Origin of the sequence: Microcystis sp. M090S1 (assembly GCF_020246295.1) — a bacterium.
GTDB lineage: Bacteria > Cyanobacteriota > Cyanobacteriia > Cyanobacteriales > Microcystaceae > Microcystis > Microcystis aeruginosa.
The window spans coordinates 1-4,944 of the sequence record NZ_JADBTF010000191.1 but is presented as its reverse complement, the minus strand read 5'-3'; the positions used below and the strand labels follow the sequence as shown (position 1 = coordinate 4,944).

General features: G+C 41.5%; 5 protein-coding genes and 1 pseudogene. 2 read left to right on the top strand and 4 right to left on the bottom strand.

Annotation, left to right across the window (positions count from 1 at the left end; translation table 11 throughout):
* Positions 1–182: 182 nt before the first annotated feature.
* Positions 183–404 (bottom strand): hypothetical protein, encoded by a 222-nt coding sequence (locus IM477_RS08745; RefSeq protein WP_002755098.1) that lies wholly within the window; start codon positions 402–404, stop codon positions 183–185.
* A gap of 377 nt (positions 405–781) precedes the next feature.
* Here IM477_RS08745 and IM477_RS08740 point away from each other — a divergent pair, with 377 nt between their 5' ends.
* Together IM477_RS08740 and IM477_RS08735 are read left to right on the top strand one after the other, a co-directional pair.
* The gene (locus IM477_RS08740; RefSeq protein WP_002794978.1) at positions 782–1,075 is read left to right on the top strand and encodes a DUF433 domain-containing protein; all 294 of its coding nucleotides are present in this window, start codon (positions 782–784) and stop codon (positions 1,073–1,075) included.
* Positions 1,072–1,416 carry a DUF5615 family PIN-like protein gene (locus IM477_RS08735; RefSeq protein WP_002794977.1) on the top strand — a complete coding sequence of 115 codons (345 nt, stop codon included), beginning with the start codon at positions 1,072–1,074 and terminating at the stop codon, positions 1,414–1,416. The genes IM477_RS08740 and IM477_RS08735 overlap by 4 nt, the downstream gene beginning before the upstream one ends.
* A 263-nt stretch (positions 1,417–1,679) precedes the next feature.
* On the opposite strand, the gene IM477_RS08730 is transcribed toward IM477_RS08735, so the two are convergent.
* From IM477_RS08730 to IM477_RS08720, 3 genes and pseudogenes are all read right to left on the bottom strand, one after another.
* Positions 1,680–2,948: a glycosyltransferase gene (locus IM477_RS08730; protein ID WP_287731399.1), complete on the bottom strand. Its 1,269-nt coding sequence runs from the start codon at positions 2,946–2,948 to the stop codon at positions 1,680–1,682.
* Complete coding sequence (locus tag IM477_RS08725) at positions 2,948–4,690, bottom strand: ABC transporter substrate-binding protein (protein WP_287731398.1); 1,743 nt, start codon at positions 4,688–4,690, stop codon at positions 2,948–2,950. Before IM477_RS08725 ends, IM477_RS08730 begins: the two co-directional genes overlap by 1 nt.
* A gap of 51 nt (positions 4,691–4,741) precedes the next feature.
* Positions 4,742–4,944: pseudogene (locus IM477_RS08720) on the bottom strand (RNA-guided endonuclease TnpB family protein); the annotation flags it as partial.

The following is a 4,944-nucleotide window of genomic DNA, read 5'->3' as shown; positions in this document are numbered from 1 at the left end:
TTAAATTGGCAACTATAGATTAGAGTTATTCTTAGTCGTGCTTCGCTGTTCTATGCTGGCGGAACTTTTCATCTCCGAGGTGAAACCGAGGGTTCCTTCAAGCCGACATTATAGGTAAATAAGGAAGCGCACTTAATGCCCCAAGACTAGAATCTACCTCGGTGAAAGCAAATCTTACCTTATTAGCCATGAGTCAATTCTTGTTTCTCTTTTAATGCTTGAGCAAGAATGGCGGCAGCCTCAAAAGAGTCATGTAAACCTTGTCTAGGGAGATCATCTTCAATAGACATCGGTACAATACCAGAATCCTTGAGCAACTCGGCTACAAGAAAGTTAAGTAATAAGAGCTTATCGGAGTAAGACAATTGCTTTAGCAGGGGCGCAAATTGAGTAGTTGTCAGCATGGATTCAAGAAAGTTACGGATTTTGACTTTCTGCACTTTGTCTGAGTATAACACCACCTTTGCGCTAATCCCTGCCCCAAAAGCAGGCTAACTTTGCCGTTGGAGAGAAATCCCAGAAATGTTCAATCTAATCTTTATGGTTCTTCGGTTTGTGTCAGTGCGATGCCGAAGGCACTGCGTAGCAGTACGCCGCTCTGGTAGTTAATGAAATGTAACGCACCTCTTTTTTCTCTAGTCAAACTATTAGAGCCAGTCTTAGGTTAAGTTGCCGAAAAAACATCTAGCCGACGATGCCTCTAGCGACTAGATGCCATGATCAAGTCATGTCTGTCCCTGACTAAAATAGAATCAGCGATTTCCCTAAGAGACCTAATTCCATGACGATTATCACTCTTTCACGTTATGTCACCAGAAACAATGAGATTTTAGGTGGAGAGCCAATTATTGAAGGCACTCGCACATCTATTCGCGCAATCGTAGGTCTGTGGCGATTAGGTGTGATGCCAGAGGAAATTCCAACTCATTTACCTCATTTGACCTTAGCACAAGTGTTCGATGCCTTGAGTTTTTATTTGGATCATCAAGCAGAAATTAACGAGTACATTGAACGTAACCAAGTCCCCGATGAGTTGGTGCATCCTTCTGTAAAGGCAGCTTTGGGTAAGCTATGAGCATATTTGCTTCGCTTTACATGGACGAAGATATGTCGGCGTTAGTTGCAACACTTCTGCGTTCTCGTGGTTTAGATGTCACCACTGTTCCTGAGCAGTCAACTTTGGGCAAAACTGACAGCGAACAATTAGAATTTGCAGCTTCTTTAGGTAGATGTCTTGTAACCCACAACCGAGTTGATTTTGAACGATTACATCTTCAATTCATAGAGGAAGGCAGAGAACATTGTGGAATTATTGTTGTCCCTCAGAAAACTGCCTACGAGGTCGTGCAACGGGTTGGTGTTTTAGTCAACACCTTAACTGTTGATAGTATTAATAATCAGTTACTATACGCATGATTTCTCCGCAAACTTACACTCTAAGCACAAGCCAGCTAACACGATGAAGCGGCGATGTTCTAGTTCATTCATCACCGCTGACCATTGCTGTTAGACAGAAATCACAGAAATGTTCAATCTAATCTTTATAGTTCTTCGGTTTGTGTTAGTCCATGGACGGGGTTATAAAGGGCGATTTTTGTCAATTGTTTTCGATAACGTTTTTAAAACCCGACACCCGACATCCTGTCCGCAGGAAAAACTTTTTCAGCAGACCCTAGCTATTATACCGATAGGACGGGTTGGCCGGTAGAAATGGCTTTTTCGACGATATCGGCGGCCATTTTCACTCCTCCGGTCTTCTGTAGTGCTTTTTGCATTTTCAGGGCATTTTCTCGGTAACTGGGGACGGATAACACCTTTTCAATGGCTCCTCGTAAACGGGGAGCTTCTAGATGGGAAATCGGAATCACTTCCCCTGTCCCCGACCATTTTATCCGAGCAGATACCCCCGGTTGGTCGTTAGCGATGGGAATGGCCACCATCGGTACAGCTTGCGCTAGGGATTCTAGGGTAGTATTTAAGCCTGCGTGGGTGATAGTAAGAGAGGCTCTGGTTAAAAGCTCTAATTGGGGAGCGTAGGGAACAACTAGGGCGTTTTTTGTCGTTATTTGAATGTTAGAGTCGGTGTTGCCCAAGGATAAAACTAATTGTACCGGCAAATCGGCACAGGCTTCGGCGATCGCATTAAAGGTCGATTGTAGGCGAGTTTGAATTGTACCGAGGGAAGCATAAATCAAGGGTTGTCCGGTTAATTTTTCGTAGGGAAAAGGAATCGTTTTTCTGGTGGAGGAATCGTGAAAGGGGCCGGTAAAGTGAAAGTGAGCGGGTAAATTTGGCCGAGGAAACTCGAATTCGGCAGGTTGTTGGCTAATTTGGGCGATGGGTGAATAGCGTTGATTGATGTTTTGATAGGGAATTAACCCCCATTCTTGACGCTGCCGGTTGATTAACTCATTCAGAGGACGAGTCAGAGAGTCAAGGAGTTTATAGCCAAGTTTATTGCGAATAACCCCGATAAATGAGGGATTATAGTCCCAAATGGTCATAAAGGGCGGAATAAGCGGATCGCGATTTAAAACCAATGCCGAACAAAAACTGATAAAGGGAATAGCCAATTTTTCTGCGATTGTACCCCCTGAGGCGGAGACTTGATCGACAATTAGGGCATCAATTCCCAAGCGACGCATCTCTTGAGGGATAGTTTCAAAGAGGGTCGCTGTAGAATCAGTTACTAATTCTACCGTGCGTCGGACGGCGGCTGTTCCCCGTAATTGACCAATTTCGGCTAAATTTTTGGCTGATGTGCCTTTCGGATATTGGTCGGGTGCAATTGCCTGAAAATCTAACCCGGCTGCTTGCACCATTTCTTCACCATCAAGAGTTAAAAAACAGGTAACTTTATGACCGCGTTTTTGTAATTCTTTTCCTAAAGGTAGGAGAGAATAAATATGTCCAGAAGTTGTAGGACAGAGTAAACCAAAATGAGTCATTAAACACCTCCACAGGTTTTCTTTAATTCTTCTAGATTCCAGAATGCTCCACCCAAGGCGGAGAATTGTATTCCTTCAAAGCAGTTACGCACAGCCCCCAAAGCGAGGGGATTAACTAGATAAATAAACGGGACGTATTCCTGTTGAAGTTGTTGAATTTCATTATAGATAACTTTGCGCTTCTCAAAGTCTAATTCTTGGGAACCTTTGACGTATAAATCGGCGATTTTTTTCTCCCAATCCGCCGCTTGCCAGCCTTGAATTGGCGGGCTGCCGGGTTGAGGTTGTTGGTTAAAAGCGTGGAGATTTCCATCTACATACCAAATATTGGGGGCGTGGGGTTCGTTATCACCAGTAAAACCTAAAATATGTGCTTCCCAATCTAGACTATTACTCAGTTTATCAACTAAATTGCTAAAAGCGATCGCTTGAAAATCCACTTGAATTCCTATTGCGGCTAAATCATTTTTAATTTGCGCCCCAATAGCTTCCCGGATTTTATTTCCTGCATTAGTAATCAGGTTAAATCTAACGGGATTATTATCGATATCGACTAGCAGATTATCACTATTATACTTAAATCCCGCCTCTAATAATAATTCTTTGGCTTTTTCGGGATTGTAATCGTAACCTTTCAGGGTTTTATCGTAAAAAGGCGATTGAATAGAAATAAAAGAGTTTTGTTCTTGTCCCAATCCTCGATAGATATCATCAATCATTCTTTGACGATTAATGCCGTAGGCAATAGCTTGGCGGAAATTTAAGTTATTAAACCAACGGGATTTAATCGGATCTACTAGGGGTTTTCCGTCGCGTTTTCCTTGATTGAGATTAAAACCGATAAATTGGGTTCCGTAGGCAGGTCCACCATTAAAAATAGTGAAATTTCCTCTTTCTTCTTCAGTTTTTAAGAGGGAGAAAAATTCGGGAGTTACCCCAATAGAATCTAAACTTCCAGAACGAAATTGCAGTAAAGTTGTATCCTGAGATTCAACAATTGCCCAAATTACCGAAGTTATATGAGGTAATTGTTGTCCCTGGGCATCTTTTTTCCAATAGGAAGGGTTATTTTCAAAAATAATCCTTTGTCCCGTTATATATTCTTTTAGTTTATAAGCACCATTAAAAACAATTTTATCGGGAGGAGTATCTAACCCCCAAGTGGAGAGAAATTCTAACCTACCATCGGGGCTTTTTTTCTGAATAGTTTTTTCTAAAGCGTGTTTAGGTAAAATCGGTGAACTGACAGCATCTAAAAAAGGAGCAAAAGGTTCGGGTAGTTTAAATTCGATTCTGCGATTATCTAGTTTAGTGATAACTGGAAATTCTTTTTTTAATCCTATTCTTAAACTATCGCGGTAGTTGTTGGGAATATCAGGATTTAGATATAAATCTTTATAGGTAAAAACCACGTCATCAACGGTTAAGGGTTGACCATCTGACCATTTTAAACCCTCTCTCATAGTAAAAATAATGCTCAAATTATCATCGGAAATTGTCCAAGATTCTGCTAAGACCGGTTCTTTTTTGCCAGTAATGGGATTTTCTGTTAATAGTCCTTCGTAGGTTAAACCAAAAATATTCGGGGATTCGGCCGATAAAACAGCATTAAAGGTTTTTGGGTCACTTAATACCGATATGACCACTTGATTGCGTCTAACTTGATTACCACAAGCAGTTAGGGAAATCAGCAATAAACAAGAAATTAAAAATACCGTTAATCCCTGCCAAAATTTCACCATAATCTTTAATATTTTTCTGTCCGACTATCTAGAATTGACATACTCCCACCGTCAAGCTACGCTGTGACGGGGGATTCTTGACCTATCACTATCGGAAATTCCTTGTTCAACGAGACAGCTTAGATTCTCAATGTCTCCACTGAAAATCCAGAGGTCGGACTCTCCCAAGGCGTTTGGGTCGGTTTCTGTTTGCCCAACAGTACCGTTGAGATGATTTCCCAAATATTTCAACCCTTTTTTAAGAATGTTGATGG

Bases quoted from the DNA above. Each gene is read 5' to 3' on its own strand.
- IM477_RS08745 (WP_002755098.1), bottom strand. From the start codon at position 404: ATGCTGACAACTACTCAATTTGCGCCCCTGCTAAAGCAATTGTCTTAC.
- IM477_RS08740 (WP_002794978.1), top strand. From the start codon at position 782: ATGACGATTATCACTCTTTCACGTTATGTCACCAGAAACAATGAGATT.
- IM477_RS08735 (WP_002794977.1), top strand. From the start codon at position 1,072: ATGAGCATATTTGCTTCGCTTTACATGGACGAAGATATGTCGGCGTTA.
- IM477_RS08730 (WP_287731399.1), bottom strand. From the start codon at position 2,948: ATGACTCATTTTGGTTTACTCTGTCCTACAACTTCTGGACATATTTAT.
- IM477_RS08725 (WP_287731398.1), bottom strand. From the start codon at position 4,690: ATGGTGAAATTTTGGCAGGGATTAACGGTATTTTTAATTTCTTGTTTA.